The 24,121-nt window shown below is 71.5% G+C and carries 22 protein-coding genes and 1 pseudogene; 14 read left to right on the top strand and 9 right to left on the bottom strand.

Annotation, left to right across the window (positions count from 1 at the left end; translation table 11 throughout):
- The first annotated feature begins 28 nt into the window (after positions 1-28).
- Positions 29-1,252, top strand: coding sequence for a formaldehyde dehydrogenase, glutathione-independent (gene fdhA, locus E1294_RS08010; protein WP_132506330.1), 1,224 nt, complete (start codon positions 29-31; stop codon positions 1,250-1,252).
- Positions 1,253-1,688: 436 nt separating this feature from the next.
- Complete coding sequence (locus E1294_RS08005; protein ID WP_132506328.1) at positions 1,689-2,276, top strand: hypothetical protein; 588 nt, start codon at positions 1,689-1,691, stop codon at positions 2,274-2,276.
- A 123-nt stretch (positions 2,277-2,399) separates the two neighbouring features.
- Here E1294_RS08005 and E1294_RS08000 read toward each other — a convergent pair whose 3' ends face one another.
- Positions 2,400-3,302, bottom strand: coding sequence for a 3-keto-alpha-glucoside-1,2-lyase-like domain-containing protein (locus E1294_RS08000; RefSeq protein WP_165977157.1), 903 nt, complete (start codon positions 3,300-3,302; stop codon positions 2,400-2,402).
- A 55-nt stretch (positions 3,303-3,357) separates the two neighbouring features.
- Between E1294_RS08000 and E1294_RS07995 the strand changes: the two genes are divergently transcribed.
- From E1294_RS07995 to E1294_RS07985, 3 genes are read left to right on the top strand one after another with little or no spacing between them, the layout of a single operon-like run.
- Positions 3,358-4,176: an ABC transporter ATP-binding protein gene (locus E1294_RS07995; protein ID WP_165977156.1), complete on the top strand. Its 819-nt coding sequence runs from the start codon at positions 3,358-3,360 to the stop codon at positions 4,174-4,176.
- Positions 4,173-4,706, top strand: a complete 534-nt coding sequence (locus E1294_RS07990; RefSeq protein ID WP_132506322.1) for a S26 family signal peptidase — start codon at positions 4,173-4,175, stop codon at positions 4,704-4,706. The genes E1294_RS07995 and E1294_RS07990 overlap by 4 nt, the downstream gene beginning before the upstream one ends.
- Positions 4,694-4,912: a hypothetical protein gene (locus E1294_RS07985; RefSeq protein WP_132506320.1), complete on the top strand. Its 219-nt coding sequence runs from the start codon at positions 4,694-4,696 to the stop codon at positions 4,910-4,912. Before E1294_RS07990 ends, E1294_RS07985 begins: the two co-directional genes overlap by 13 nt.
- Before the next feature lie 56 nt (positions 4,913-4,968).
- Here E1294_RS07985 and E1294_RS07980 read toward each other — a convergent pair whose 3' ends face one another.
- A complete protein-coding gene (locus E1294_RS07980) occupies positions 4,969-5,364 on the bottom strand; it encodes an STAS domain-containing protein (RefSeq protein WP_165977155.1) in 396 nt (131 codons plus the stop codon).
- A 329-nt stretch (positions 5,365-5,693) separates the two neighbouring features.
- On the opposite strand from E1294_RS07980, the gene E1294_RS07975 reads away from it, so the two are divergent.
- Positions 5,694-7,046 carry a TrkH family potassium uptake protein gene (locus E1294_RS07975; protein ID WP_132506316.1) on the top strand — a complete coding sequence of 451 codons (1,353 nt, stop codon included), beginning with the start codon at positions 5,694-5,696 and terminating at the stop codon, positions 7,044-7,046.
- 10 nt (positions 7,047-7,056) lie between these two features.
- Here E1294_RS07975 and E1294_RS07970 read toward each other — a convergent pair whose 3' ends face one another.
- The gene (locus E1294_RS07970; protein WP_132506314.1) at positions 7,057-8,073 is read right to left on the bottom strand and encodes a cation:proton antiporter; all 1,017 of its coding nucleotides are present in this window, start codon (positions 8,071-8,073) and stop codon (positions 7,057-7,059) included.
- Between the two features lie 79 nt (positions 8,074-8,152).
- Positions 8,153-9,745, bottom strand: coding sequence for a peptide chain release factor 3 (locus E1294_RS07965; RefSeq protein WP_132506312.1), 1,593 nt, complete (start codon positions 9,743-9,745; stop codon positions 8,153-8,155).
- Between the two features lie 110 nt (positions 9,746-9,855).
- On the opposite strand from E1294_RS07965, the gene E1294_RS07960 reads away from it, so the two are divergent.
- On the top strand, positions 9,856-11,361 hold the full coding sequence (locus E1294_RS07960) for an alkaline phosphatase D family protein (RefSeq protein WP_246082875.1): 1,506 nt from the start codon (positions 9,856-9,858) through the stop codon (positions 11,359-11,361).
- 62 nt (positions 11,362-11,423) lie between these two features.
- Positions 11,424-13,415, top strand: coding sequence for a SpoIIE family protein phosphatase (locus E1294_RS07955; RefSeq protein WP_165977154.1), 1,992 nt, complete (start codon positions 11,424-11,426; stop codon positions 13,413-13,415).
- A gap of 53 nt (positions 13,416-13,468) precedes the next feature.
- Here E1294_RS07955 and E1294_RS07950 read toward each other — a convergent pair whose 3' ends face one another.
- Positions 13,469-14,227 carry an alpha/beta fold hydrolase gene (locus E1294_RS07950; RefSeq protein ID WP_132506308.1) on the bottom strand — a complete coding sequence of 253 codons (759 nt, stop codon included), beginning with the start codon at positions 14,225-14,227 and terminating at the stop codon, positions 13,469-13,471.
- 201 nt (positions 14,228-14,428) lie between these two features.
- Between E1294_RS07950 and E1294_RS07945 the strand changes: the two genes are divergently transcribed.
- Complete coding sequence (locus tag E1294_RS07945) at positions 14,429-15,160, top strand: class I SAM-dependent methyltransferase (protein WP_132506306.1); 732 nt, start codon at positions 14,429-14,431, stop codon at positions 15,158-15,160.
- 6 nt (positions 15,161-15,166) lie between these two features.
- On the opposite strand, the gene E1294_RS07940 is transcribed toward E1294_RS07945, so the two are convergent.
- Positions 15,167-15,514, bottom strand: a complete 348-nt coding sequence (locus tag E1294_RS07940; protein WP_132506304.1) for a hypothetical protein — start codon at positions 15,512-15,514, stop codon at positions 15,167-15,169.
- Positions 15,515-15,550: 36 nt separating this feature from the next.
- On the bottom strand, positions 15,551-16,585 hold the full coding sequence (locus tag E1294_RS07935) for a hypothetical protein (RefSeq protein WP_132506302.1): 1,035 nt from the start codon (positions 16,583-16,585) through the stop codon (positions 15,551-15,553).
- Positions 16,586-16,925: 340 nt separating this feature from the next.
- On the opposite strand from E1294_RS07935, the gene E1294_RS07930 reads away from it, so the two are divergent.
- From E1294_RS07930 to E1294_RS07915, 4 genes are read left to right on the top strand one after another with little or no spacing between them, the layout of a single operon-like run.
- Positions 16,926-17,480 (top strand): nucleotide exchange factor GrpE, encoded by a 555-nt coding sequence (locus E1294_RS07930; RefSeq protein WP_132506300.1) that lies wholly within the window; start codon positions 16,926-16,928, stop codon positions 17,478-17,480.
- Positions 17,477-19,963, top strand: coding sequence for an Hsp70 family protein (locus E1294_RS07925; protein ID WP_132506298.1), 2,487 nt, complete (start codon positions 17,477-17,479; stop codon positions 19,961-19,963). Before E1294_RS07930 ends, E1294_RS07925 begins: the two co-directional genes overlap by 4 nt.
- Positions 19,960-20,871: an OmpA family protein gene (locus tag E1294_RS07920; RefSeq protein WP_132506296.1), complete on the top strand. Its 912-nt coding sequence runs from the start codon at positions 19,960-19,962 to the stop codon at positions 20,869-20,871. The genes E1294_RS07925 and E1294_RS07920 overlap by 4 nt, the downstream gene beginning before the upstream one ends.
- Positions 20,868-22,316, top strand: a complete 1,449-nt coding sequence (locus tag E1294_RS07915) for a hypothetical protein (RefSeq protein ID WP_132506294.1) — start codon at positions 20,868-20,870, stop codon at positions 22,314-22,316. The genes E1294_RS07920 and E1294_RS07915 overlap by 4 nt, the downstream gene beginning before the upstream one ends.
- On the opposite strand, the gene E1294_RS07910 is transcribed toward E1294_RS07915, so the two are convergent.
- Positions 22,276-23,307, bottom strand: a complete 1,032-nt coding sequence (locus tag E1294_RS07910) for an endonuclease/exonuclease/phosphatase family protein (RefSeq protein ID WP_220447618.1) — start codon at positions 23,305-23,307, stop codon at positions 22,276-22,278. The genes E1294_RS07915 and E1294_RS07910 overlap by 41 nt on opposite strands.
- Positions 23,308-23,377: 70 nt before the next feature.
- Between E1294_RS07910 and E1294_RS07905 the strand changes: the two genes are divergently transcribed.
- Positions 23,378-23,902 (top strand): LppU/SCO3897 family protein, encoded by a 525-nt coding sequence (locus E1294_RS07905; RefSeq protein WP_132506290.1) that lies wholly within the window; start codon positions 23,378-23,380, stop codon positions 23,900-23,902.
- A 21-nt stretch (positions 23,903-23,923) separates the two neighbouring features.
- Here the strand turns inward: E1294_RS07905 and E1294_RS54380 are convergent.
- A pseudogene (locus E1294_RS54380) lies at positions 23,924-24,007 on the bottom strand (ferredoxin); the annotation flags it as partial.
- Between the last annotated feature and the right edge of the window lie 114 nt (positions 24,008-24,121).

The raw sequence follows: 24,121 nt of genomic DNA, 5'->3' as shown, positions 1-24,121 counted from the left end.
CACTCCACTGCGCGAGGGAAGGAACGTCATGCCTGGCAACAAAGCCGTCGTCTACGAAGGTCCAGGCAAGGTCGAGGTACACGAGACCGACTACCCCGAGTTCGAGCTCAAGGACGGTCCGGGGGTGAACGCGGCCAACGTGGGGCGCAAACTGCCGCACGCCGCGATTCTCAAAACCGTCGCGACCAACATCTGCGGCAGTGACCAGCACATGGTCCGCGGCCGCACCACGGCGCCGCCGGGCCTCGTGCTGGGCCACGAGATCACCGGCGAGGTCGTGGAGACCGGGCCGGACGTCGAGTTCATCAAGACCGGCGACCTCGTGTCCGTGCCGTTCAACATCTCCTGCGGGCGCTGCCGTAACTGCAAGGAGCGCAAGACAGGCGTCTGCGAGAACGTCAACCCCGACCGTCCCGGGTCGGCGTACGGCTACGTCGACATGGGCGGCTGGGTCGGAGGACAGGCGGAGTACGCGCTGGTTCCCTACGCGGACTGGAACCTGCTCAAGTTCCCGGACAAGGACCGGGCCATGGCCAAGATCCTCGACCTGGCCATGCTCGCGGACATCTTCCCGACCGGCTTCCACGGTTGCGTGAGCGCGGGCGTGGGCCCGGGATCGACCGTCTACATCGCCGGCGCGGGGCCGGTGGGGCTGGCCGCCGCCGCGTCGGCGTATCTGCTCGGAGCCGCCGTGGTGATCGTCGGCGACCTGAACAAGGAACGCCTGGACCAGGCGCGCAGCTTCGGCTGCGAGACCATCGACGTGTCCGCCGGCGAGCCCAAGGACCAGATCGAGCAGATCCTCGGCATGCCGGAGGTCGACAGCGCCGTCGACGCCGTGGGCTTCGAGGCCCGTGGCCACGGGCGCGCGTCGGAGGAGGAGCACCCGGCCACGGTGCTCAACTCGCTCATGGACATCACGCGGGCGGGCGGTGCGCTGGGCATCCCCGGCCTGTACGTGACCGGCGACCCGGGGGCGGCCGACGAGGCCGCCAAGCACGGATCGTTGTCGATCAAGATCGGTCTCGGCTGGGCCAAGTCCCACAGCTTCGTCACCGGCCAGTGCCCGGTCATGAAGTACAACCGAGAGCTGATGATGGCGATCCTGTACGACCGGGTGCAGATCGCGAAGGCGGTCAACGCCACGCCCATCCCGCTGGACCAGGCGCCGCAGGGTTACCACGAGTTCGACGAGGGGGCCGCCCGCAAGTACGTGCTTGACCCGCACAACATGGTGTCGGCGGCGGCCTAGCGCCACCGCGGGCCGCGAGCGGAGCGTGCGATCCGCTCGCGGCCCTTTCGTGTTTCCTGGGTCATTGGCGTTGTCAAGCGTTATAGGGAGTTTTGGCGTTATTGTCCGCCTAACTTTCAGGGGCGAATGTCCGCTATTTCGTGTCATGTCGACTTGTCTTGAGCGGAGGTGTATGGAGTTCCCGTATCGAGCTGTTGAGTCGATATTGGCTTTTTTTCACTGGTTCTTTCCCGGTGCTGGGACTTCGCGCCCGGCGTGGCGTTGTGGCGCAGCTCGCGGCAACTGTAAGCATCGTACCGATCTCGTTGGCTCGCCCGGCCGACAGTCGCGGCCACGGGTCGCATTCCGAAAGGAACGGTACATGTTCACGCTTATTCCCCGGCCAGAGAAAACAGCCATGTCCGCCCGATCCAAAGTGGGACATTCGCTGCGGAGTATGACGAAGTCCACCGTGCACGGCACCTTGACCATGGCCCTGGTCGTCACCATGGCCCCGGCGGCCCTCGCGGCGGACGACGACGACGATCGCAAGCATCGTCACCGCGACCACCACGGTCGTTGCAGCCCGCACACGTTCTTCAGGGCCAAGCGCATCTCGCCGCGCAACTTCTTCGTGCCCCGCACGCGCTTCATCGACGGCCCCGGCGGCTCGATGACGGTGTCCGTCACGCGCGAGCACGAGGTGCTCGCCTTCCTCGAGACCGAGCGCGAGAGGACGATCGACTTCACCGCCGGCGACGTCGTCCGCAGCCTGCGCAGGATGGGACTTCCCCACCTCGAGGAGCGGCACATGGTCTTCACCGGGCACGAATACACCCGGGAGATCACCAAGGGCAAGTACGGCAACATGTGGTACCGCGTCTTCGGCTACCGCGTCGGCTGGTCGGCCTGGCGGGTGCTCGGCACGTGCCGCCACGTCGAGATCGGCACCGGGATCGCGAACGTCCCCTCCAGGGTGGAGGGCTGGCGTTACTGGGAGACCAAGCATCCGAAGTTCAAGAACCGCCTGCTGTCCTGGAAGTGACGAGGCCGAGCCCGTGACCCCGAACGTGGCACCGGGACCTCGGCACGGTGGGCCGAGGACTCGATGTCAGGTTCGCGGAGGTGGCGGGCTGCCTCGCCGCCCTGGAGCCGTGAGCTGCCGTGGTCAGCTCACCCGGATGTTCTGGAACTGGGCCGTGCCGTCGAAGACGTTGAGCCCGAAATGGCCGCTCGCGTACTCGCCGTCCTTCGTGTCGATGACGGGCTCGGCGCGATCGTCCAGGTAGACCTTGATGTTCTGCCCTTGGGTCACGACCTTCAGATGGTAGGTCTGACCCGCCTTGATGGGGGCCTTGTACGTCGCGATGTCGCGTCCGGGCCGCCACACCTTCACCACGCCCGCCTTGCTGTCGACGTTGGCCGTGTAGTGCCGCCCGGCCCGCGGGTCGGCCCGGAACGTGAGAGCCGCCGCGGTGCCGTCGACCAGCCGCACGTCACCTTCGTACGTGAAGTCCGACCCCGTGTGGTCGCTGAGGTAGAACGCGTCGCCGCCGGCCGAGCCCTGCTTGCCGGCCGCCACGTCGGTCCACGAGCCGCTGACCACCCGCCACTGGCCGGGCAGGCCCTCGCCGCGGCTCCCGCCGTCTGGGCGGAACTGACGATCAGCAGGACCCGCGCCCGGCTGGCCCGCCATACGATCCAGGCGATCCGCAGGGAGTCCTTCTACGCCGAGTTGCTGAGCGGGCTCCGCGCCGCTCAGGAGGTGCGCCTGCTCGGCCTCGGTGATTTCCTGCGCGGGCGGATGCTCGGCGAGCTGACCGGCGTGCACGACGCGAACCGGCGGCTTGACCGGCGGGAGCTGCGGGTCCAGGGAGTGCCCGCCCTGCTGGGCGCGATCGTGGTGGCGGCCGGGCTGGTCTGGGCGATCCATGCGGCCGGCCAGGGGCGGCCGGGCGTCGGCGACATCGCGGTGTTCGTCGCGGCCGTCACCGGCTGCCAGGCGGCGCTGGCGAACCTGGTCAGGACCCTGGCGCTCGCCCACCAGTCGCTGCTGCTCTACGACCACCACCGCGCGGTCGTCACCACCCCGCCCGACCTCGCCGTGCCCGCGTGTCCCCCTGGATGTGTCGCCGTTACGGGCCGGGATCGAGCTGCGGGACGTCTGGTTCAGGTACGGGCCAGGCAAGCCCTGGGTGCTGCGCGGCGTCGACCCCACCATCCCCGCCGGGCACACGGTGGCGCTCGTCGGGCTCAACGGCGCGGGCAAGAGCACCCTGGTCACGTTGCTGTGCCGGTTCTGCGACCCCACCTCCGGGTCGCTCTCCTGGGACGGCGCCGACTACCGCGACCTGCGTGCCGACGCCCTGCGCGGGCGCATCGCCACGGTGTTCCAGGACTTCATGCGGTACGAGCTCACCGCGCGGGAGAACATCGCCCTCGGCGACCTGCCGGCCATGGAGGACTCGTCCCGGCTGACCGCGGCGGCCGGGGCCGTCCGGCTGCACCACACGATCACGTCCCTGCCGAAGGGGTACGACACCCTGCTCACCAGGACGTTCCTCGACCAGCAGGATGACGACGACCCCGAGACGGGTGTCCTGCTCTCCGGCGGGCAATGGCAGCGCGTCGCCATCGCCAGGACGTTGCTGCGCAACCGGTGCGACCTCATGATTCTTGACGAGCCGGGGTCGGGGCTGGACGCGGAGGCCGAGCACGAGATCCACCAGCGGCTGCGCGAACTGCGCCAGGGCCGCACGTCGGTGCTGATCTCCCACCGGCTCTCCGCCGTGCGCGAGGCCGACGCCATCGTCGTCCTGCCCCAGGGCCGTGTCGTGGAGCAGGGCTCCCACGACGCCCTCATGGCCGCCGGCGGCCACTACGCCAGGCTCTTCCACATCCAGGCGGGCGGCTACCGCTCGGACACGGCTGAGGCGCCCGCATGAGCGGGGCCCGTACGCTCGCCGGCGCCGCCCGCGTGGGGCCGCTCGTCGCCGCCGGTGGCGCTGCCGCGATCGTGCTCTGGGGGCTGCGGCGGCACCTGCTGGTCGTCACCGTCAGCGGCGGCAGCATGCGGCCCGCCTACCAGGACGGCGAGCGGCTGCTCGCGCTCCGGCGACCCGGTGCCCGCGTGCGCGCCGGCCGCGTCGTGGTGGCCGAGAGCCCCGACAGGGAGACGCTCACCTGGCAGGAACGTGACGCAGCGGGCTCGCCGGCCCTGCTGATCAAGCGGGTGGCCGCCACGGCGGGCGAGCCGGTCCCGCCCGAGGTCGCCGGCGGGCACGCCCGGGTGCCCGCCGGGCGGGTGGTGCTGCTCGGCGACAACGCCGCGGCCAGCTTCGACTCGCGGCAGGCCGGGTGTTTCCCCGCCGACCGGGTCGTCGCCGTCGTGATCGGGCGGCTGGGCGGACACAGAGCTTCCGGAGACGGCTCCGGGACACCGAGGAAGGAAGGAGACCGACGATGGTCAAGCTGATGGAGTCGCTGGGCGACCGCCTCCTGTCAAGGCTGGTGCCGAGGGTGACGGCCGAGGCGAGCCCGTACTGCCCGCCCGTCTCGCAGTGCCGCCACTGCGGCTACGACGGGTCGTACCCCAAGCACTACTGGTACCAGCTGTACTCGAACTGCCACGAGTATTTCGGGCAGTGCGTCACCCAGGCATCGAACTGCCCGGTGCGCTGACTCCGGCGGTGTCCCTCACCGGCGGCCTCACTGGCGGCCGGTGAGGGACAACCCTGTCAGTTCCATGCCGCCGTGCCGGCGCCGTGGACCCGGGTCAGCGTGCCCAGGAGGCCGCCGGGCGGGTCGCAGAACTGGAAACGTTTGTCCAGCCCGGTCACCTTGAGCAGCCGGGCCAGCCGGGACTGGACCCCGCTCAGCACGAGGCGGCCGCCCGCGGCCTCGGCGGTGTTGGCGGCCGAGATCAGCGCGCCCAGCCCCGAGGAGTCGCAGAAGCCGACCTCGCGCAGGTCGGCGATGATGAAGGGCGGCGTGCGGCGTGACATCGCCTGCAGCAGGCCGCGGCGGAACTCGGCCGCCGAGGTCATGTCGAGGTCGCCCGTCACCGTCAGGACGGCGGCTCCATCGCGCTGGGTGACGACGCAGGTGAACCCGGTCCGGTCTTCGCTCCCCATGCCGTTCCTCCGCTCCCAGCATCCGCGCCGTCCCCGCCCGGGACGTGCGGCGATCGGGGTCGCCTCCATGATTGCACAGTGCAACGGAGCCGGGAAGTCATGGACATGGCACCATGATCCGCGTACAACCCTCTCTATGCCGCAGAAGTGGGCGGACCCCCAGGTGACGGACGCCTCGACCGTTGTTGGCGGCGCCGCCGCGGGCTGCGCTAGCGTATGGCCCGGAGTGCCGCGGGTCAGGTCGGCGCGTCAGGCCGGGCGACTCGACGGAGGCTCCCCATGAGTGACAGTGGCGGTCGGATGGCCGGGCCAGGCAGCCGGGAGACCGGATGACGCTGCGGCGGCCGGCGGTGCCGGGGCGCGGCCGGCACCCGGCCGTGGTGATCGTGGCCGGGTTCGGGGCGGCGGTGCTGATCGGCACGTTGCTGCTGGCCACCCCGCTGGCCACCACCGAAGGCGACTTCTCGCACTGGCTGACCGCGTTGTTCACCGCCACCTCCGCGGTCTGCGTGACCGGCCTGATCGTGGTCGACACGCCCACGCACTGGTCGGTGTTCGGCGAGGTGGTCATCGCGGTGCTCATCCAGATCGGCGGGCTGGGCATCATGACGCTCGCCACGCTGATCATGGTCATCGTCTCCGGCAGGGTGGGGTTGCGCGCCCGCCTGTCCGCTCAGTTGGAGACGAAGTCCGTGGTGGCCGCCGACCTGCGTCAGGTGCTGCGCAAGGTGGTGGTCTTCAGCCTGGTCTGCGAGGCGGCCGTGGCCGTCGTGCTCACCGGCCGCTTCATCGTCGGGTACGACGAGCCGCTGGGCCGGGCGGCCTACCTGGGCGCCTTCCACGCGGTGTCGGCGTTCAACAACGCCGGTTTCGCGCTGTGGCCCGACAACCTGATGCGCTTCGTGGCCGATCCGTGGATCAGCCTGACCGTCGCCGTGGCCGTCATCGTCGGCGGGCTGGGCTACCCGGTCGTCTTCGACCTGCTGCGCCACTGGCGCCGCCCCAGCCGCTGGTCCCTGCTGACCCGGGTCACCGTCGGGCTCAGCACCCTGCTGCTCGGGGCGGGCACGATGGCGTTCCTGGCCGCCGAGTGGCGCAACCCCGGCACCATGGGCCCGCTGGACGACTCCGCCAAGCTGCTGTCGGCCTTCTTCGCCGCGGTCATGCCGCGTTCCGGCGGGTTCAACACCCTCGACATCGGCCAGATGAACCCGTCGTCGTGGCTGGTCACCGACGTGCTGATGTTCATCGGCGGCGGCAGCGCGGGCACGGCGGGCGGCATCAAGGTCACCACGTTCGGCTTCCTGCTGTTCATGGTCTGGGCCGAGCTGCGCGGCGAGACCCAGGTCAACATCGGCCACCGCCGGCTGCCCGCAGCCACCCAGCGGCAGGCGCTGTCCATCAGCCTGCTGGGGTTCTTCCTGGTCACGGTCTCGAGCTTGCTGATGCTCACGATCACCTCCCACGGCTTCGACCGGGTGTTGTTCGAGGTGATCTCGGCGTTCACCACCAACGGGCTGTCCACCGGCATCACCGCGAGCACCACGCTGGCCGGGCACGTGCTGCTCAGCCTGCTGATGTTCGTCGGCCGCATCGGGCCTTTGACGCTGGGCTCGGCGCTCGCGCTGAAACAGCGCACCCGCCGCTACGAACTTCCGGAGGAACGCGTGATCATCGGCTGAGCCCGCCGGATCACTGCGGGGACGAAGGCAGAGGACGCAACGGGCCCCAGCGGTCGGCGATGCGGTTGGCCACGACGTAGATGAGGTTGACCGTCACGATCGCCGGGGCGATCACCCCCACGAAGCCGGCGAACTCCCGCTCGAACGCCACGGCCAGGATCACCGCCGTGATCCCGTTCTGCTGCGCCAGCCCGAGGTGCACACGGTCGGCGACGGGCAGCCCGTGGGTGAGCACCAGCGCCGCGAGCATCTGCGCGGCGAACGCGGCGAGGCCGAGCAGGATGCCCTTCATCAGGCTCGCCCCGCCGACCAGCAGCAGCCCCATCAGGAACGCGGAGAGCGCGAACGCCGCTGTCACCGCTCGCGCCAGCCACCGCGAGTCGGGCATCCGCAGGTAGAGGCCGGCGGTGGCCAAGCCGAGCATGAGGGAGCTCCAGGCCGCGGAGACGATCGCGGCGGCCGCCGCCAGGTAGCTCAGCAGCGGCGGCGCGCTCCTGATCAGCCGCCAGACCCCGTAGGCCGCGGCGGCGAACAGCGCGTTGAGCCCCAGGTCGGCCAGGTAGGAGAGGGTGAGCCCACCCTCGGCGGGCCTGGTGAGGGACACGGCGTAGAACGCGAGGATCACCGTGACGGGGTCGTCGAAGGAGGACCATGCCCCGAGAATGGTCTTGGCCCGTGACGATAACCGGTTGTCGGCCATCACCGCGGCGACCGACAGCGGGTCGATCTGGGCCACGGCGATCGCGAGGATCATCGCCCGCGGGTCGCCGGTGACGAGATACATCACGCCGGCGATGAAGGCCGCCTTCAGCAGCACGCCGACGGTCACCGCGAGCAGGATCAGCTTCCCGTGCTGGCGGGCCTCGGTGCGGTCGATGCCGTGAGTGCTGCCGTACAGCCCCACCGCCAGCAGCAGGCTGCTCAGCAGCAGGTAGGCGCCCGAATGCTCCAGGCCCGTGACGTCGCCGAGATCGGCCGCCGCCCAGCCGAGCCCGACGAGGAGAAGCAGGAACGCGATCTTTACCAACGTTTCACTCCCCCTGCGGACCGGCCTCTCCGAAAGGGTTCATATCATTCCGCCGGGCGTGGCACCAGACGGCGAGGAATCACCGCGGCTCCTGGCTGGTGTCGGCGATCAGCGGCTCCAGGACGATTCCCGGGTTCTCGCGCATGATGGAGCGCATCCGCCACTGGTCGGTGAACAGCGCCAGCAGCGCCTGGTCGCGGCCGCGCTCCAGCACCTCGGCGCCGCGCCGCCCGGCCAGCAGCGGCACGGAGGCGGCGTCGGTGCGGCGGGCCAGGGTGTAGTCGAGCCGGTCGAGGCTGATCCGCGCGCCGAACTCCGCGGACAGGCGGTGCTGCACCACCTCGAACTGCATCGGCCCGACCGCCGCCAGCACCGGCGCCTGGTCGCCGCGCAGGTCGGAGCGGAGCACCTGGATGACGCCCTCGGCGTCGAGCTGGTCGATGCCGCGCCGAAATTGTTTGGCCTTGCTGGAGTCGCGGGCGCGGGCGACCGCGAAGTGCTCGGGCGCGAAGCTGGGGATCGGCGGGAAGGTCACCGCGGACCCGTCGTAGAGGGTGTCGCCGGGACGCAGCGCGGTGGCGTTGACCAGGCCGACCACGTCGCCTGGGTACGCCTCGTCCAGCGTGGTGCGCTCCTGGCCGAACACGCTCTGCGCATATTTGGTGGCGAACGGCCGCCCGGTGGCGGCGTGGGTGAGCACCATGCCCCGCTCGAACCGGCCCGAGCACACCCGTACGAATGCGATCCGGTCACGGTGCGCCGGATCCATGTTGGCCTGCACCTTGAACACCAGCCCGGAGAACGGCGCGTCCAGCGGGCGCACGGCACCGGCGACGTCGGGCCGGTCGGCGGGCGGGGGAGCCAGCTCGACCATGGTGTCCAGCAGCCGGGCCACCCCGAAGTTGGGCAGGGCCGCGCCGAACAGCACCGGGGTCGACTCGTGGGCCTCGAAGGACTTCTGGTCGTGGTCGGCGCCGATGGCGGACAGCAGCGAGACCTCCTCGCCCGCCCGCTCCCAGTCGTGTCCCAGCTCGACGCGGGCGGACTCGGCGGTCAGCTCGTCCTCCTGGGCCCTGGTGGCCCCGCCGGGGGTGCGAGTGTAGCGGACGGCGCGCCCGGTGGCCCGGTCGATCACGCCGTGGAAGTGGCCGGCGGCGCCTAGGGGCCAGGTGACGGGGGTGGGCCGCAGGCCGGTGCGCTCCTCGATCTCGTCGAGCAGCTCCAGGGCTTCGCGGCCGGGACGGTCCCACTTGTTGACGAAGGTGATGACCGGGATGCGGCGATGGCGGCACACCTGGAACAACTTCATGGTCTGCGGCTCCATGCCCTTGGCCGCGTCGATCAGCATCACCGCGCAGTCGACGGCGGCCAGCACCCGGTAGGTGTCCTCGGAGAAGTCGGCGTGGCCCGGGGTGTCCACCAGGTTGAAGACGTGATCGCGGTAGTCGAAGCGGAGCGCCGCGGAGGTGATCGAGATGCCGCGAGAACGTTCCAGCTCCATCCAGTCGGAGGTGACGCCGCGCCGGCCGGCCTTGCCGTGCACCGCCCCCGCTGCGCTGATGGCGGAGGCGTGCAGCGCCAGCGCCTCGGTCATCGTGGACTTGCCCGCGTCCGGATGGCTGATGACAGCGAACGTCCGGCGGCGGCGGCCTTCCTCCCTGATGTCGGTCATCGTCCTATCTTGCCGGGTGACCGAGCATGGCCGTGACGGGTGTCATGCGGGCGGCGGCGGCTGGCGTGTCCCCGCACCGGTGACGCCCGCTTGTGGCGATCATTCTTCCTGTGCTGAACCGGAGGTCGTTTCTCGCGATGGGGCTGGCGTCGGGCCTGCCGTCCCTGGTACCGTCCGCCGCTTTCGGCGAGCCGTTCACCTTGGGGGTGGCCTGCGGCGACCCCGAGCCTGGCGGGTTCGTGGCATGGACCCGCCTGGCCCCGCAGCCGCTGGCCGAGGACGGGTTCGGCGGCATGCCCGCGGCGCCCGTGCCCGTGCACTGGCAGGTCACGAGCGACCCGGCGGGCAGGAACGTGGTGCGCCACGGCGTGCAGGTGGCGTCCCGGGCATGGGCGCACAGCGTGCACGTCGAGGTCACCGGCCTGCGGCCGGGACGGGAATACTGGTACCGGTTCAAGGCCGGCCCCTACGTCTCGCCGGCCGGGCGGGCGCTGACCGCTCCCGTGCCCGGCTCGATGCCCAGGTCGCTGCGCGTGGCCGTCTGCTCGTGCGCCAACTACCAGCACGGGCACTTCACCGCGTACGCCAGGATGGCGCGCGAGCGCCCAGACCTGATCCTGCACCTCGGCGACTACATCTACGAGCAGGGCAGCGACCACGTGGCCCTGCCCGGCGGCAACGTCCGCGCGCACGAGGGGCCGGAGGCCGTCACCCTGGCCCAGTACCGCCGCCGGCACGCGCTCTACAAGACCGACCACGACCTGCGGGAGGCCCACGCCGCCGCCCCGTGGGCGGCCATCCTGGACGACCACGAGGTGGTCAACAACTGGACCAACCTGATCCCGGCCCAGCGCCGCGAGGCGGCCTTCCGCGCCTACTACGAGCACATGCCCCTGCGGTCGCCCGCCCGCCCCGGCAGCACCGCCGTCCAGCTCTACCGGCGGCTGCGCTGGGGCAGGCTCGCCACGCTGCACATGCTGGACACCCGCCAGTATCGCGACCCGCACCTGTGCGGCGCCGGCTACAGCTCGTGCCCGGCCCCGGCCGACCCCGCCCGGACGATGATCGGCCTGGACCAGGAGAACTGGCTGCTCAGGGGGTTCCGGCGCTCCCAGGCCCGGTGGGAGCTCGTCGGGCAGCAGGTCTTCTTCGGCCGGCGCGACCGCGACCCCGGCGAAGGCCGGCTGGTCAGGCAGGACGCCTGGGACGGCTACACCGGCAGCCGGCAGCGGATCACCGAGGGCTGGGTCAAGGCCGGCGTGCGCAACGTCGTCGTGCTCACCGGCGACGTGCACGCGCACTGGGCGGGCGACCTCGTCCTCGACTACGACGATCCCGGCGCGCGTCCCGTCGGGGCCGAGCTCGCGGTCACCTCCATCGCCAGCGGCGGAGACGGCCACGACGACGATCCGGCCACGGACCCGCTGCTGGCCGCCAACCCGCACCTGAAGTTCCACCTGCGGCGCAGGGGCTATCTCATGGTCGTGGTCACGCCCGGCGCGCTCACCGCGGAGTTCATGACCGTCCCCTACGTCAGCACGCCAGGAGCCGCCGCGCTGACCGCGGCCACGTTCAGGCTGTCCGACCTCGTCGACGGGCTGCGCCGCCAGGCGTGACGGGCTCTCCCCGCGGGTGCTCACGACCGGTATCACCGCAGCTCATCGCTATAATCAGGATGATGAATCCCGTATCCTGGGACGAGTCGGGAGCCACGGCGGTCGTGATGACCGACGCCGAGGGCATCGTGACTGGCTGGACGGAAGCCGCGGAGAAGCTGCTCGGATACCACGCCGACGAGGTCCTGCACCGTTCGAGCGCGGTCTTCCTGGAGCCGGGAGACCGGAGCGCGCGGGGCGACGACTGGTCCGGTCTCGTCACGGCCCGCCATCGCGACGACGGCCCGCTCCTCCTCCACGTCCGTGGTGTCCGCCTGCACACCGCGGAGCAGCACGAGAGCCGGCTCCTGACGCTGGCGGCGGACGGCCCGCCGGTGATGGAGCCGATCCTCAGCCGCGCGCCCGTGGCCATCGGCGTCTGGGACACCGATTTGCGGTGCGTCTGGCTCAACGAGACGGCCCGGCGCCTGGGCGACGTGCTGCCCCACTACCGGCTCGGCAGCCGGCTCGAGGCGGGCACACCGGGCTTCGACGCGGAGTCCATAGCGGAAGCGATGCGGCGGGTGCTCGACGACGGCACGCCGGTGCTCGACCGCGAGTGCCGCTGGGCGTCCGAGGACGAGTCCACCGAGCAGACCCTGTCGACCTCGCTCTACCGCCTCGACGGCGCGGACGGGCGGCCGCTGGGCGTGTGCGCGATGACCCTGGACACGAGCCGCAGCCGGGCACGCGACCAGCTGGTCATGCTCGGAGAGGCCAGCATCAGGATCGGCAGCACGCTCGACGTCATGAAGACCGCGCAGGAGCTCGCGGAGCTGGCCGTGCCGCGCCTCGCCGACTACGTCACCGTCGACGTGTCCGAACACGTCCTGCCCGACGACGAGCCCCTGCGCCGGATGGACGCCACCGAGGTGAGCGTCCCCGTGTTCCACCGCGCGGGCGCGGCCTCGATCCACCGGGAGTTCCCCGAGTCCCTCTGGCGGCGGGGCGAGGTGGTCTTCGTCCCTCCGTCGTCCCCCTTCACCGCGGTCCTGTACTCGGGCCGGTCCCATTTCGAGCCCGTGATGGACACCTCGCCCTCCACCTGGCTCGACCTCGACCCCGACCGGGCGGAGGTCATCCACGAGACGGGGATGCACAGCCTGATTATTGTCCCGCTCCAGGCCAGGGGGGACATCATGGGCGTCGCCGTGTTCGTGCGCACCGAGAACTCCGCGCCGTTCACCAAGGACGACCTGAACCTCGCGGAGATGCTGGTCGCCCGCGCCGCGCTCAGCCTGGACAACGCCCGCCAGTACACCCGCGAGCGCACCGCCGCCCTGGCCCTGCAACGCGACCTCCTGCCGCGCAACCTCTCGGGCGGGGGCGCCGTCGACCTGGCCTGGCGCTACCTGCCCTCCGACGTCATCGGCACCGTCGGAGGAGACTGGTACGACGTGATCCCGCTGGGCGACGGCCGGGTCGCCCTGGTGGTCGGCGACGTGACCGGGCACGGCATCAACGCCGCGGCGACGATGGGACGGCTGCGTACGGCCGTGCGCACGCTCTCCTACCAGGGGCTGCCGCCCGACGAGGTGCTCGCGTTCCTCGACAACATGGTCGTGCGCCTGGCGGAGGAGGACGCGGGCACGGGCGACGCGCCCCTCGACACCACGGGAGCCACCTGCGTGTACGCGGTCTACGACCCGGTCACCCGGCGTTGCGCCATGGCCGGGGCCGGGCACCCGCCGCCCGCGATCGTGCACCCGTCCGGGGAGGTGCGCTTCGCCCGCCTGCCCAGCGGCCCACCGGTCGGCCTGGGGCTGGGCTCCTACGAACGCGTCGAGGTCGAGCTCACCGAGGGCAGCCTGATCGCGCTCTACACCGACGGCCTGGTCGAGCGGCGCGGGGCCGACATCGACGCGGGCCTGCGGCGCCTCGGCGCCACCCTGGCCGCACCCGCCCTCCCGCTGGATGACCTGTGCGCCCGGGTGATCGGCACGATGGTGGACGACATGCCCTCCGAGGACGACATCGCGCTCCTCATAGCCCGTACGCGCACCGCGCCTCCCTGACCGTCGCGCGTCCGGCGTCTGCGGACCCGCCGCCGAGCCGGTCCTCTCGGAGCTCAGGACAGGAAGAACGCGGTCACCGCCGCGGCGATGTCCTCGTCGCGCGCGGTGTGCCAGGAGCCGGGCAGCTCGCGCAGCACTCCGCCGGGCAGCGCCGCCGCCACGGCCGCCGCCCCGTCGGTGAGATCGCCGGTGCTGTTCTTGGAGGCGAGCACCAGGGTGGGCGTCCGTACCGACCTGATCAGCTGGAACGTGGTCGCGTCGGAGATCTCACAGTCGTAGACGAGGGTGTGGGCGACGGCTTCGAGCGCCGGCGACGGCTCGGCGCGCAGCTCGGGCGGCACGCCGATGGACGTCAGGAGCCGGTCGACCGCGGCCGCGCGGTGGCCGGAGGACACCAGATCGGCCAGCTCCGCGGTGAACGCGGTGTCCGGTGGCTCGCCCTCGGCCCGCACCGGGGGTTCGAAGAGCGCGAGCCGGGTGATGGCGAGCCCCCGTGCCGCCGCCCGCAGGGCGAGCAGCCCTCCCGACGACAGGCCGTACACGAAGGCCGCTCCGCCTGCTGCGGCGATCACCGCAGACAGGTCCTCGACCTCACGCTCGACCGTGTACGGCGGGGTGTCGCCGCTCCCGCCCCGGCCCCGGCGGTCGTAGGTGCAGACGGTGAAGCGCGCGGCCAGCACGGCTCCGAGCCCGCGGATGGCGCCGAATCCGGAATAGCCGCCCGCCGGATCCACCATGACCAGCGCCGGGCCGTTTCCCGACTGTTCGAAGGCGATGCTCGTTCCGTCGGCGGATCGGACGGTTCCCTGCATGATCTTCCTCCCCGTGGCGTGGACCTCGTCCATGAAGACCGCGCCACGGCCGGGAACTCATCGCCACGGGAGCCCGTATTCGGGTGGTGCGCGGGTGTTCCCATTCCTCGGCTTCACCGGCGCTGCGAGCCCTCCCCACTGGACGCCGATCCGACGCGCCCTCCGGTTTCCCGGCGTTACCCGCGGCCTATCGTGTGCCGCATGCCTGACGACATCTTCGAACATCCGCGCCTGGCCGCCGTCTACGACGATCTCGACCCCGACCGCGGCGACCTCGACGTGTACGCCGCCATTGCCGGCGAGCTCGGCGCGCGGAGCGTGCTGGACGTCGGATGCGGCACGGGGACGTTCGCGTTGATGCTGGCCGAACGCGGCATCGAAGTGACCGGCGTCGATCCCGCCGGGGGCTCGCTCGACGTCGCCCGGGCCAAACCGGGCGCCGGCCGGGTGCGCTGGATCCACGGTGACGCGACGGGCCTGCCTCCGCTGCGGGTCGACCTGGCGACCATGACGGGGAACGTCGCCCAGGCGATCGTCGCGCCGCGGGATTGGTCGGGAACGCTGCGGGGCGTCCGTGACGCACTGCGGCCTGGCGGGCACCTCGTGTTCGAGACCCGCGATCCGGCCAGGCGCGCGTGGCTGGAGTGGGATCGTGCGGAGACGTACCAGGCGGTCGACATCGAGGGCGTCGGCGTCGTCGAGACCTGGGGCGACCTGATCGACGTCAGCGGGCCGCTGGTGACGTTCCGGGGGACGTGGGTGTTCGCGGCGGACGGCGCGGTGCTGACGTCGGACTCGACGCTGCGTTTCCGCGAGCGGGACGAGGTCGAAGCGGATCTGGCCGAGCACGGGTACACGCTGAAGGAGGTTCGCGGGGCTCCGGACCGGCCCGGGCGGCAGTTCGTGTTCCTCGCGCAGCGGCCCGGAGAGTGAGCCGGGTCACGGGTCCTCGTCCGCCCCCGGCGTCTCGTCGGCCACGACCTTGGCCGCTATCACGTAGCCGACGCGGACCGCGCGGTAGGTCTCGCCCTCGGAGACGTGTTCGGGCAGGCCGGTACGCCGGCTGCCGGACCCTGACTCGTGGGCCGGCTCACCGGAGAACGTGACCGCCACCGAAGGCGCCTCCTCGAATGCCACGCTGTCGGCGCGGACCGTCGCGGAGAAGACGATGTCCGCAGCAGCGACAAGCCTCGCGTCGGGGCGCCTGTCGGGTTGCTCGTGCGGTGGCTCGCCGGGTCGCCCGTCGCGCGATTCCCCGGGCCGCTTGCCGGGGCGTTTGTCACTCACGTCCGTCGCGCCTCCTTCGGTCCTGCTGCCGTCCCGTCAACTCTTGTGGCCGTGGCCCTGAGCCAGGTTCCGTAGCCGGCGTACGCCTGCGCGCCGTGCGGCTCTCCCCAGCGCGCGCAGGGCGGGGCCGAGCGTGGCCGGCGCCGGTTTCCGCGGCTCGTCGCCGGATGGCTTTCCGGCTCGACCCGCCTTGCTCTCCTGCGGCTCCGCCTCCTCCTCGCCTCGTGCGGCGCGGCCTTGCTCGTCTCGTGCGGTGCCGCCCTCCCGCTCCTCGCCCTCCAGCTCTTCGTCCTGCGGTGTGCGTGGCGGTTCGTCCTCGCTGGGCTGCTCGTCCGCCCTCAGGGGCTCCGCGGGTTCTGCGTTCGCGGGGATGGTGCCTCCCGCGCTTTCCGCGGCCTGTTGAGCGGGGGCCGGGACTTCTCGCGCCGCGCCACCGGCGGTGCCCGCCGCCTGCTCCGCCGTGCCTCGCAGCGTGGCGCCCGTGCTTTCGCCGACGTCGCCGACGGTTTGTCCGGCGCCTGCTCCGACGTCGCCGACCGCCTGTCCGGCACCGGCGCCCACGTCGCCGACCGCGCGGCCCGCGCCTGCTCCGACGTCTCCTACGGCCTCTCCCGCGCCCGTACCGACGTCGCGCACCGCCCGGCCCGCGCCCGTGCCGACGTCGCGCACCGCCCGGCCCGCGCCCGTGCCGACGTCGCGGACGGCCGCCCCCACCCCCCGGGTGATGTTCTCGATGAGCTGGGGATTGTCGTCGATCGTTTCCAGGACGTCCCGGATGATCAGGGCGACGTTGTCGAGCCGGACCTTGAGCAGCGCCTGCGCCTCGACCCCCAGAATCTCGAGGTTCACCCCATCCAGGGCGACATCCGCCCCGACGTGCAGGTGCAGCAGGTCGGGCACGTCCGCGTCCAGCGACACGCGTGCCCGCAGATTCTCGACCTCGAGCTTGATCTCGTCGACCTTGACGATCGGTACGTCGAGGTACACGTCCGGGTCCGCGGCGCCGCCTGACGAGTTCGCCTCGGGCGGTGCCGGAAGGCGTGCAGCCGATTCCGGCAGGTTATCGGACATGTCCTCCCCTTGGGTGGCTTGTCGCAGCCCTCTGGCTCACTTGCCCGGTGCTCTGCAAAGGGGACATATGCATGTCTAAAACCGTGCAAAGCATGCCCGGTGTGCTCCTGTCGGTCAGCCTGATGACCCACCGATTCCTCGAACGGCCAGTGCGGCAGTACGGTCGCCGGCTGATCGCACGGCCGGCGGCCCGCCAGAGCCCGGCCTCGCCCCCCGCGAGGGCGCCCGCTGCCCGACGTACACGGAGCTCCCCGTATAGCACTGTGGCCCCGGGACCGGTCCCGGGGCCACACCACTAACCTGCATCGCCAGACTTCGCGACCGGAGAAGGAGGGCTGACGTGGCGTTGCTGAGCTCCATCAGAGCGCATGTGCGGCAACTGCGGCACCCTCGGGAGTTCAGGATCCACGCCGCCGCGTGGCCGGCGGACGCCCTTGCGGCGTTCGAGCGGCTCGCAGCCGACGAGGCCGTACGAACGGCCGACGAGACCGCACGAGCCGAGCCCGCGCAGGACGACTCCTCGCGGAGCGGGTCCGAGCAGGTCCCGCACGACGCCCTTCCCGGGTCCTCCGTAGCCGATGTGGTGACGAGCATCTGGCGGCTGGACCGGCGGGTACGGCGCGTGCCCGGGGTGACCCGATCCGCGACCCGCCATCTGGAGATGGCGTGGGACACGCTCGTCCAGGCCGGCGTCAAGATCCAGGACCACATGAACGACCCCTTCGACCCGGGGCTTTCGATCAAGGTGCTGTCCTACCAGCCCACGCCGGAGCTCGACCGTGACCGCGTGGTCGAAACGATCCGGCCCAGCATCTACCTGAACGACCAGATGATCCAGCGAGGAGAGGTGATTGTGGGCACCCCCGACCCCGTCGCGAAGGAAGCCGCTCCGTGACCAGGACCACGATCGACTACGGCATCGACCTCGGCACCACGAACAGCTCGATCGCCGTGCTGAACGGCGTCGACGTCGAGGTGATCAAGAACAATGACGACCAGTCGGAGAGCACCCCCTCCGCGGTCTGGATCGACCGCAGGGACCGGCTCTACGTGGGTGACAGGGCCAAGAAGAAGAACGAGATCGACCCCGCGAACACCTGCATCGAGTTCAAGGGCAAGATGGGCATGACCGACCAGCTCAAGGTCTTCGCCAACGGCAACCGGTCGATGACGCCCGAGCAGCTGTCGGCCGAGGTGCTGAAGTCGCTGAAGGGCGACGTCGCGCAGCGGTATGGCGAGGACCTGCGGGCGGCGGTCATCACGGTTCCCGCGGCGTTCGAGCTCAGCGCCTGCGAGGCGACCGGGCAGGCCGCGAGGCTCGCCGGCCTGGCGCACGCCCCGCTGCTGCAGGAACCGACCGCCGCCGCGCTCGCCTACGGGTTCCAATCGACCGCGGACAACGCCTTCTGGCTGGTGTACGACCTGGGCGGCGGCACCTTCGACGCGGCCGTGGTCAACATCAGGGACGGCGAGTTCACCGTCGTCAACCATCGGGGCGACAACACCCTCGGCGGCAAGCTGATCGACTGGAAGATCGTCGAGGATCTGCTCGTCCCCGCGCTGGCGCGACAGCACCGGTTCGCCGATCTCCGCAGGGGCAACCCGCAGTCGCTCGCCGTCATCGCCCAGCTCAAGCAGGCCGCGGAGCAGGCCAAGATCAGGCTTTCGCGGGCGGAGTTCGCGGACATCACCATCGAGCTCAAGGACGACCGCGGCGAACTGGTCGAGTTCGAGTACGACCTGAGGCGGGCGGACGTGGAGCGGCTCACCGAGCCGTTCATCGTACGGTCGGTGAACCTGTGCAGGAAGGCGCTGGAGGAGCGCGGGCTCGGCGCGGCCGGCATCGAGAAGGTCCTGCTGGTGGGCGGCCCTACCTTGTCGCCTTACCTGAGGGAACGGCTCGCCGACCCCGGGGACGGGCTCGGGATCCCGCTCGACCACAGCAGGGACCCGATCACGGCCGTCGCCACGGGTGCCGCCGTCTTCGCCGGGACGCAGCGCCTGGACAGCATGGAGCCGCTGCCCGTTCCGGCCGTCGGCGAGTACGCCGTCGACCTGGCCTATGAGCCGATGGGACCGGAGAGCGAGCCGCTCATCGGCGGCCGGGTGTCGGGGGCGGACACCGAGGGGTTCGCGATCCAGCTGGTCAATCTCGGAGCACAGCCGCCGTGGTCGAGCGGGAAGATCGTGCTGGACTCCGACGGGACGTTCACCACCACGCTCTGGGCCGAGCGCGGGCGGGCCAACACGTTCCACATCGAGCTCACCGATGCCGCCGGGACGCGCAGGAAGGTCACTCCCGACCGGCTCACCTACCGCGTCGGCACCGTCGACTCCCAGCCGCTCCTGACCAACTCCATCGGCGTCGGGCTGGAGAACAACGAGTTCAGCGAGCTGGTCAAACGGGGCACGCCGCTGCCGGCGCGGCGCAGCCACCGGCTGTGGACCACGGTCACGCTCAGCAGGAGCGAGAACCAGGGCTTCATCAGGATCCCCATCCTGGAGGGTGAGCACCCCCGAGCCGACCGCAACCGGCGGATCGGCCGGTTGGAGATCGATCCCGGCCAGGTCACCCGCGACGTGCCGGCGGGCAGCGAGGTGGAGTTCTCCGTGGTGATCGACCAGTCGAGGCTGGTCGTCGCCCGGGCCTACATTCCCCTGCTCGACGAGGAGTTCGAGCACGTCGCCAACCTGCGTACGGAGACGGCCCCCGCGCACGATGAACTGGTGGGCAGGATCCGCGCGGAGAAGCACCGCCTGAGCGAGGCCCGCACCCAGGCCGCCGACCTCGGCGACGCGCGAGCCCAGGCGCTGCTCGCCACGATCGACGCGGAGGCGACGGTCGCGGACGTCGAGGCGCTGGCCGACGCGGCACGCGCCGATCCGGACGCCGCGGCGGCCTGCGGCAAGCGCCTGCGCGACCTCCAGGCCGCCATCGACGGGGTGGAGGAGGTGATGGCGTGGCCGAAGAAGGTCGCAGAGGCGAAGGAGGTGATGACGGCGGTCAGGGAGATCGTTCAGGCCAGGGGCGACTCCAACGACGAGCGGACGTTGTCCTCCCTCGAGTCCGCGACACGGGAGGCCATCACGGCGCACGACACCGACCTGCTGAGCAGGCGTATGCGGGATCTCTGGGAGCTCGCGGGGGACGTACTGGACCGCACGAACGAGCTGCCGGTGATCCGCTTTGACCATCTCAGGAGCCTGCAGCCGGAGATGCGTGACAGGGACGAGGCCGCGCAGCTCATCGCCACCGGCGGAAAGGCGGTCGAGCAGGGCGACTTCAGGACGGTACGCGAGGTCAACCGCCAGCTGGAGCGCATGCTGCCGGAGCCGCCGCCGCTCGACCTCAGCAGCACCGTCGTGAACGGCTCGTGAGCATGCCGCCGTCGATCACCCTCGAGCCGGCCCTCGCCCGGGCCAGGGCCCTGGCCCGGGACGGACGCTACGCCGAGGCCGTGGAACTGCTGGAGGACCTCTCGGGGGACACCAGCGTGGCGGTGCTGGACCTGCTGGCCCGCGTGCACGCCCAGCAGGGCGACCTGGACCGGGCCGACCGGTACTGGGCGGAGGCGGAACAGATCGCGCCGGGCGCCACCGAGATCGCGGCCGGGCGGCGGCGGATCGCGGCCATGCGCCCGGCCGGCCGGCGGCGCAGGACCGGCCGGGCGCTGCTGGCCGGCGCTGCGGTGCTGGTCGCAGCCGGCACGCTGGTCCTGCTCGTCGACATCCGGATGGAGACGGCCAGGCTCGGGGCGGCTCAGCCCCCCGCTGTGCCGCCCGCTGTGCCGCCCGCTGTGCCGCCCGCTGTGCCGATCGTCGTCACGCGGACGGTCCCGGCGTCGCCGTCCCCTTCTCCGTCGCCTGAGCGTGACGTCCTGGCCGGCGTGCGGCTCCAGGTTCCGGGAGCACAGGTGAGCCGGTCGCGGCGGGAGATCTCCGTCGTCTTCGAGGACGCCCTGTTCAGCCAGGGCGCCAGGCTGACCCGCCGGGGGAGGGGCGTGCTCGGCGACCTGGGAGCGCGCCTGCGCCCGTACGCGGACGAGATCGAGGTCGCCGTCATCGGCCACACCGACAGGAACGCGGTCCTGCCGGGCGGCGAGTACGCCAGCAACACCGACCTCGGGCTGGCCAGAGCCGTCTACGTGCGCGAGGTCCTGCGCGCCGCGTCGCGCATCCCCACACCCAGGTTCGCCGTGTCGTCCATGGGCGGGCTCATGCCGCCGTTCCGCGACGACGCGCGCAACCGTACGGTCACTCTGCGCATCTCCGGAGTCGCACGATGACGCTCGCGGACGTGAAGCCGGACCTCTACCGGGAGAACGCCTTCCGGATCACCGGGCTGCCCGTGCGCGCGACGGCGCGTGACGTCCGGCGGCACACCGACCGGCTGCTCCTCATGGAACGCCTGGGCAAGACGGGCACGACCCGGGGGATGTTGCCGCCGGAGCGGCCGTTCGACGAGGACGCCACACAGCGGGCGGTGCAGCGCCTCAGAGATCCGGTGGCCCGGCTCGCGGACGAGCTTTTCTGGTTGTGGCCCATGGACGGTGACGACGCCGCCACGGCCGCGCTGCTGCGGGGCGAGCCGGACGACGCGCTCCACGTGTGGGAGCGCACGGAGCCGGGGCCGGCCGGGGCCGTCGCCACGCACAACATCGCGGTGTTCTCCCTGGTCAAGGCGCTCGAATCGGACGGGCTCGACGACACTTGCCTGCGGTTGTGGCAGCGGGCGTACGGGTGCTGGGCCGAGGTGATCGCCGACGACACCTTCTGGGACCTTATGCGTGCCCGGGCCGAGGAGATCGACGATCCGCGGCTGACGGCGCGCACGGTCCGGCGGATGCGCGACGACCTGCCCGCGGCGCTGCTGTCGATCAGCGCCCAGCTCGCGGCCAGGGCCGTCAGAGAAGGGCGGCTGCGGGACGCGCGCAGGCACGTCGGCGTCATGAGCGGGTCGGGGCAGGCGTCCCTGCTGGTCGACGACGCCCTGCGGGCCGCGCTGGAGCCGGAGACGTCCAGGATGAAGGCGCTGTGCGAGAGCGCGTACCAGCAGCTCAAGCCGGACCCTGGCCGCGGCGACGAGCTCGCCGAGCGGCTCCTCGACGATGCCAAGCCCCTGCTCAGGGTGCTGACCGAGGTGCTGCCCGGCGACCACGGGGCGGTGCGGGACGCCGGCGACGATCTCGCACACGCGGCCCTCGCCTGCGTGGTGGCCTTCGTCAACGCGACGAAGGAGAACCGGCGTGCCCTGGAACTGCTCGATCACGCACTCGCCCTGGCGTGCACGGACCCCGTCCGCGACCGGGTCCAGGAGAACATTGACATCATCGGCGACAACCTCTCCTTGAGCGCCTGCTTCTTCTGCGGCCGGGACCAGGACCCGGCGGCCGTCCTGGTGCGGAACATGTACGGGGATGTCAACCACCTGCAGTGGAGAACCACCTGGCGGACGGCCACGATCCAGGTGCCGCGCTGCGCCCGCTGCAAGGGCCGGGCCGCGCGGCGGCAGATCGTGATCACCGCGCTCGTCCTCCTGGTCTTCGCCACGGTCATCGCGTTCGTCGCAGGTATCGCCGTCGAGTTCGGGCTCATCTTGATCGGGCTCGACGTCCTCCTTCTGACCCAGGTGGTGGCCTTCGCTCCTGGGCGCGCCCTCGAGGAGTTCCCTCCGGTCAGGGATCTGCTGCTCAAGCGCTGGAAGTTCGGCGAGCGCCCGCGGGGGACCTGACGGCCGGCCACGGTCGCAGCCGCAGGTCGGCGAAGAGCGCCCGGTGGTCGGAGCCCGGCAGGTCGTGCACCTGGACAGTGACCGCGCCGGCCCGGCCGTCGGTCAGCACGTGGTCGATGGCCACCAGCGGCGGCAGCCCCCGGCCCTGCGGCCACGTGGGCACCAGACCCTGCCCGGTGGCCGCCGCCGCGTCGGTGTAGCCGGTGGCCAGCAACCGGCGGAAGACGGCGTGGTCGAGGGTCGCGTTGAAGTCGCCGGCCAGGATGCGCGGCGGCCCGGTGGTGGGTGCGGGCGGCAGCGCGGCGACGCCCGCGTGCCACTCCGGAACCGTCGAGGGCACGGGCGCGACCGGGTGCACGACCACGACCTCCACGGCCGAGCCGCCGGGCAGCGCCACCTCCACCACCGGCATGTGGTGCCCGACCGGCTGGAACAGGCCGGTCCGCTCCCGCAGCGGATGGCGCGCGTACACGCCGCTGCCCTCGGGACCGCGGAACATCGGCCGGCTCACCTGGTACGGCAGCAGCTCCGGCAGCCCGGCGGCGGCCAGCCGCGCGCGGGCCGACCAGGTCACCTCTTGAAGGCTCAGCACGTCGACGTTCAACCGGCGCACCAGGTCGACGAGCACGGCGGCGTCCCCGCGGCCGCCGTTGAGGTTGGCGGTCAGCACCCGCAGCGGCCGACCCTCGGCGGAGCCGAGGCCGCCCAGCGTCCGCGGCGCCACGCACCAGATGAGGCACGTGCACACCGCCAGCATGAGCGCGATGGCGGCCCTGCTGCGCACGGCGACCGCGAACGCCAGCATCGCCAGCGCCGCGACCGTGAAATAGGGCGTGAAAGAGACCATCGGCACCAGGAAGACGCCCGTCTCCAGTCCTGCGGCCCGCACGGCCGTTCCCAGCGCGAACAGCACGGCCACCCCGATGGCGAGCCGCGCCCCCCGCACCCGGCGGCGACGGGGCCGCGCCTCCACGTCCTGTTGAACCAGCACAGTCGCACGGTAAACAGTCATTCTTAACCGAAGATGAGGATCCGGTCCGTTCTGCTGCCAAGATGGGGCGATGGTGAAGGGCAAGATCGTGGCAGTGGCCTTGATCGGCGCGTCGGTCCTCGCCGGATGCGCCGCGGAGAACGACCCGTCGCGGGCGCAGCCGGGCGACTGCCTGGAGGCGGTCGGGGAGGGGAAGAAGACCACCGATTTCCGGATCGTCGGCTGTGGCGCGCCGGAGGCGGCGTACCGGGTGGCCATGCGGCTCAAGCGCGGCCAGCGGTCGTGTGGCAGCACCACCTACGGCTACGCGCGCAGCGGATACGTCAAGGGCCGCGGCGGCTGGCATCTGTGCCTGACGCTGAACGCCGAGGTGGGCGACTGCTTCCACCAGGAGGTCGGCTTCCCCACCGGCAAGGCGGCCAAGGTGGCGTGCGGGCCGTCGGCGACGTACCGGATCGTCAAGCGGGTCGACGGGAGCGCCGACAAGGAGCTGTGCGGCGAGGACGCCGCCTACCCCGTGCGCAACGACCTGGCCCGCCCGATCTACCTGGTCTATCCGGATCCGCCGCTCACGATCTGCACGGACCGCGTGTGACCGGGTACGGCGGGCCCCGTCGTCGTCGAGCCCGAACAGGGCGGGCGCCGCGTCCTCGCACAGCCCGTGGCCCTCGCAGCGGGCCCGGTCAACGAATACCTTCACCGTTCCTCCAGCCTCCGACCGGCTCGCGGCCGGTCGCCTCACGTGGACGCCTTGAGCGTCGCCGGCAGTGTGGTGATCGCCCTGATGGTGTTGTGGACCCGGTACTCCGGCTGG

The organism is Nonomuraea diastatica (genome assembly GCF_004349015.1).
Lineage (GTDB): Bacteria > Actinomycetota > Actinomycetes > Streptosporangiales > Streptosporangiaceae > Nonomuraea > Nonomuraea diastatica.
The sequence above is the reverse complement of the archived record's forward strand: the minus strand, read 5'-3'. Positions and strand labels throughout refer to the sequence as shown.

What these genes read in the sequence shown, in the direction of transcription:
- fdhA (WP_132506330.1), top strand. Translation starts at nt 29, where the DNA reads ATGCCTGGCAACAAAGCCGTCGTCTACGAAGGTCCAGGCAAGGTCGAG.
- E1294_RS08005 (WP_132506328.1), top strand. Translation starts at nt 1,689, where the DNA reads ATGACGAAGTCCACCGTGCACGGCACCTTGACCATGGCCCTGGTCGTC.
- E1294_RS07990 (WP_132506322.1), top strand. Translation starts at nt 4,173, where the DNA reads ATGAGCGGGGCCCGTACGCTCGCCGGCGCCGCCCGCGTGGGGCCGCTC.
- E1294_RS07985 (WP_132506320.1), top strand. Translation starts at nt 4,694, where the DNA reads ATGGTCAAGCTGATGGAGTCGCTGGGCGACCGCCTCCTGTCAAGGCTG.
- E1294_RS07980 (WP_165977155.1), bottom strand. Translation starts at nt 5,364, where the DNA reads ATGGGGAGCGAAGACCGGACCGGGTTCACCTGCGTCGTCACCCAGCGC.
- E1294_RS07975 (WP_132506316.1), top strand. Translation starts at nt 5,694, where the DNA reads ATGACGCTGCGGCGGCCGGCGGTGCCGGGGCGCGGCCGGCACCCGGCC.
- E1294_RS07965 (WP_132506312.1), bottom strand. Translation starts at nt 9,745, where the DNA reads ATGACCGACATCAGGGAGGAAGGCCGCCGCCGCCGGACGTTCGCTGTC.
- E1294_RS07955 (WP_165977154.1), top strand. Translation starts at nt 11,424, where the DNA reads ATGAATCCCGTATCCTGGGACGAGTCGGGAGCCACGGCGGTCGTGATG.
- E1294_RS07950 (WP_132506308.1), bottom strand. Translation starts at nt 14,227, where the DNA reads ATGCAGGGAACCGTCCGATCCGCCGACGGAACGAGCATCGCCTTCGAA.
- E1294_RS07945 (WP_132506306.1), top strand. Translation starts at nt 14,429, where the DNA reads ATGCCTGACGACATCTTCGAACATCCGCGCCTGGCCGCCGTCTACGAC.
- E1294_RS07935 (WP_132506302.1), bottom strand. Translation starts at nt 16,585, where the DNA reads ATGTCCGATAACCTGCCGGAATCGGCTGCACGCCTTCCGGCACCGCCC.
- E1294_RS07915 (WP_132506294.1), top strand. Translation starts at nt 20,868, where the DNA reads ATGACGCTCGCGGACGTGAAGCCGGACCTCTACCGGGAGAACGCCTTC.
- E1294_RS07905 (WP_132506290.1), top strand. Translation starts at nt 23,378, where the DNA reads ATGGTGAAGGGCAAGATCGTGGCAGTGGCCTTGATCGGCGCGTCGGTC.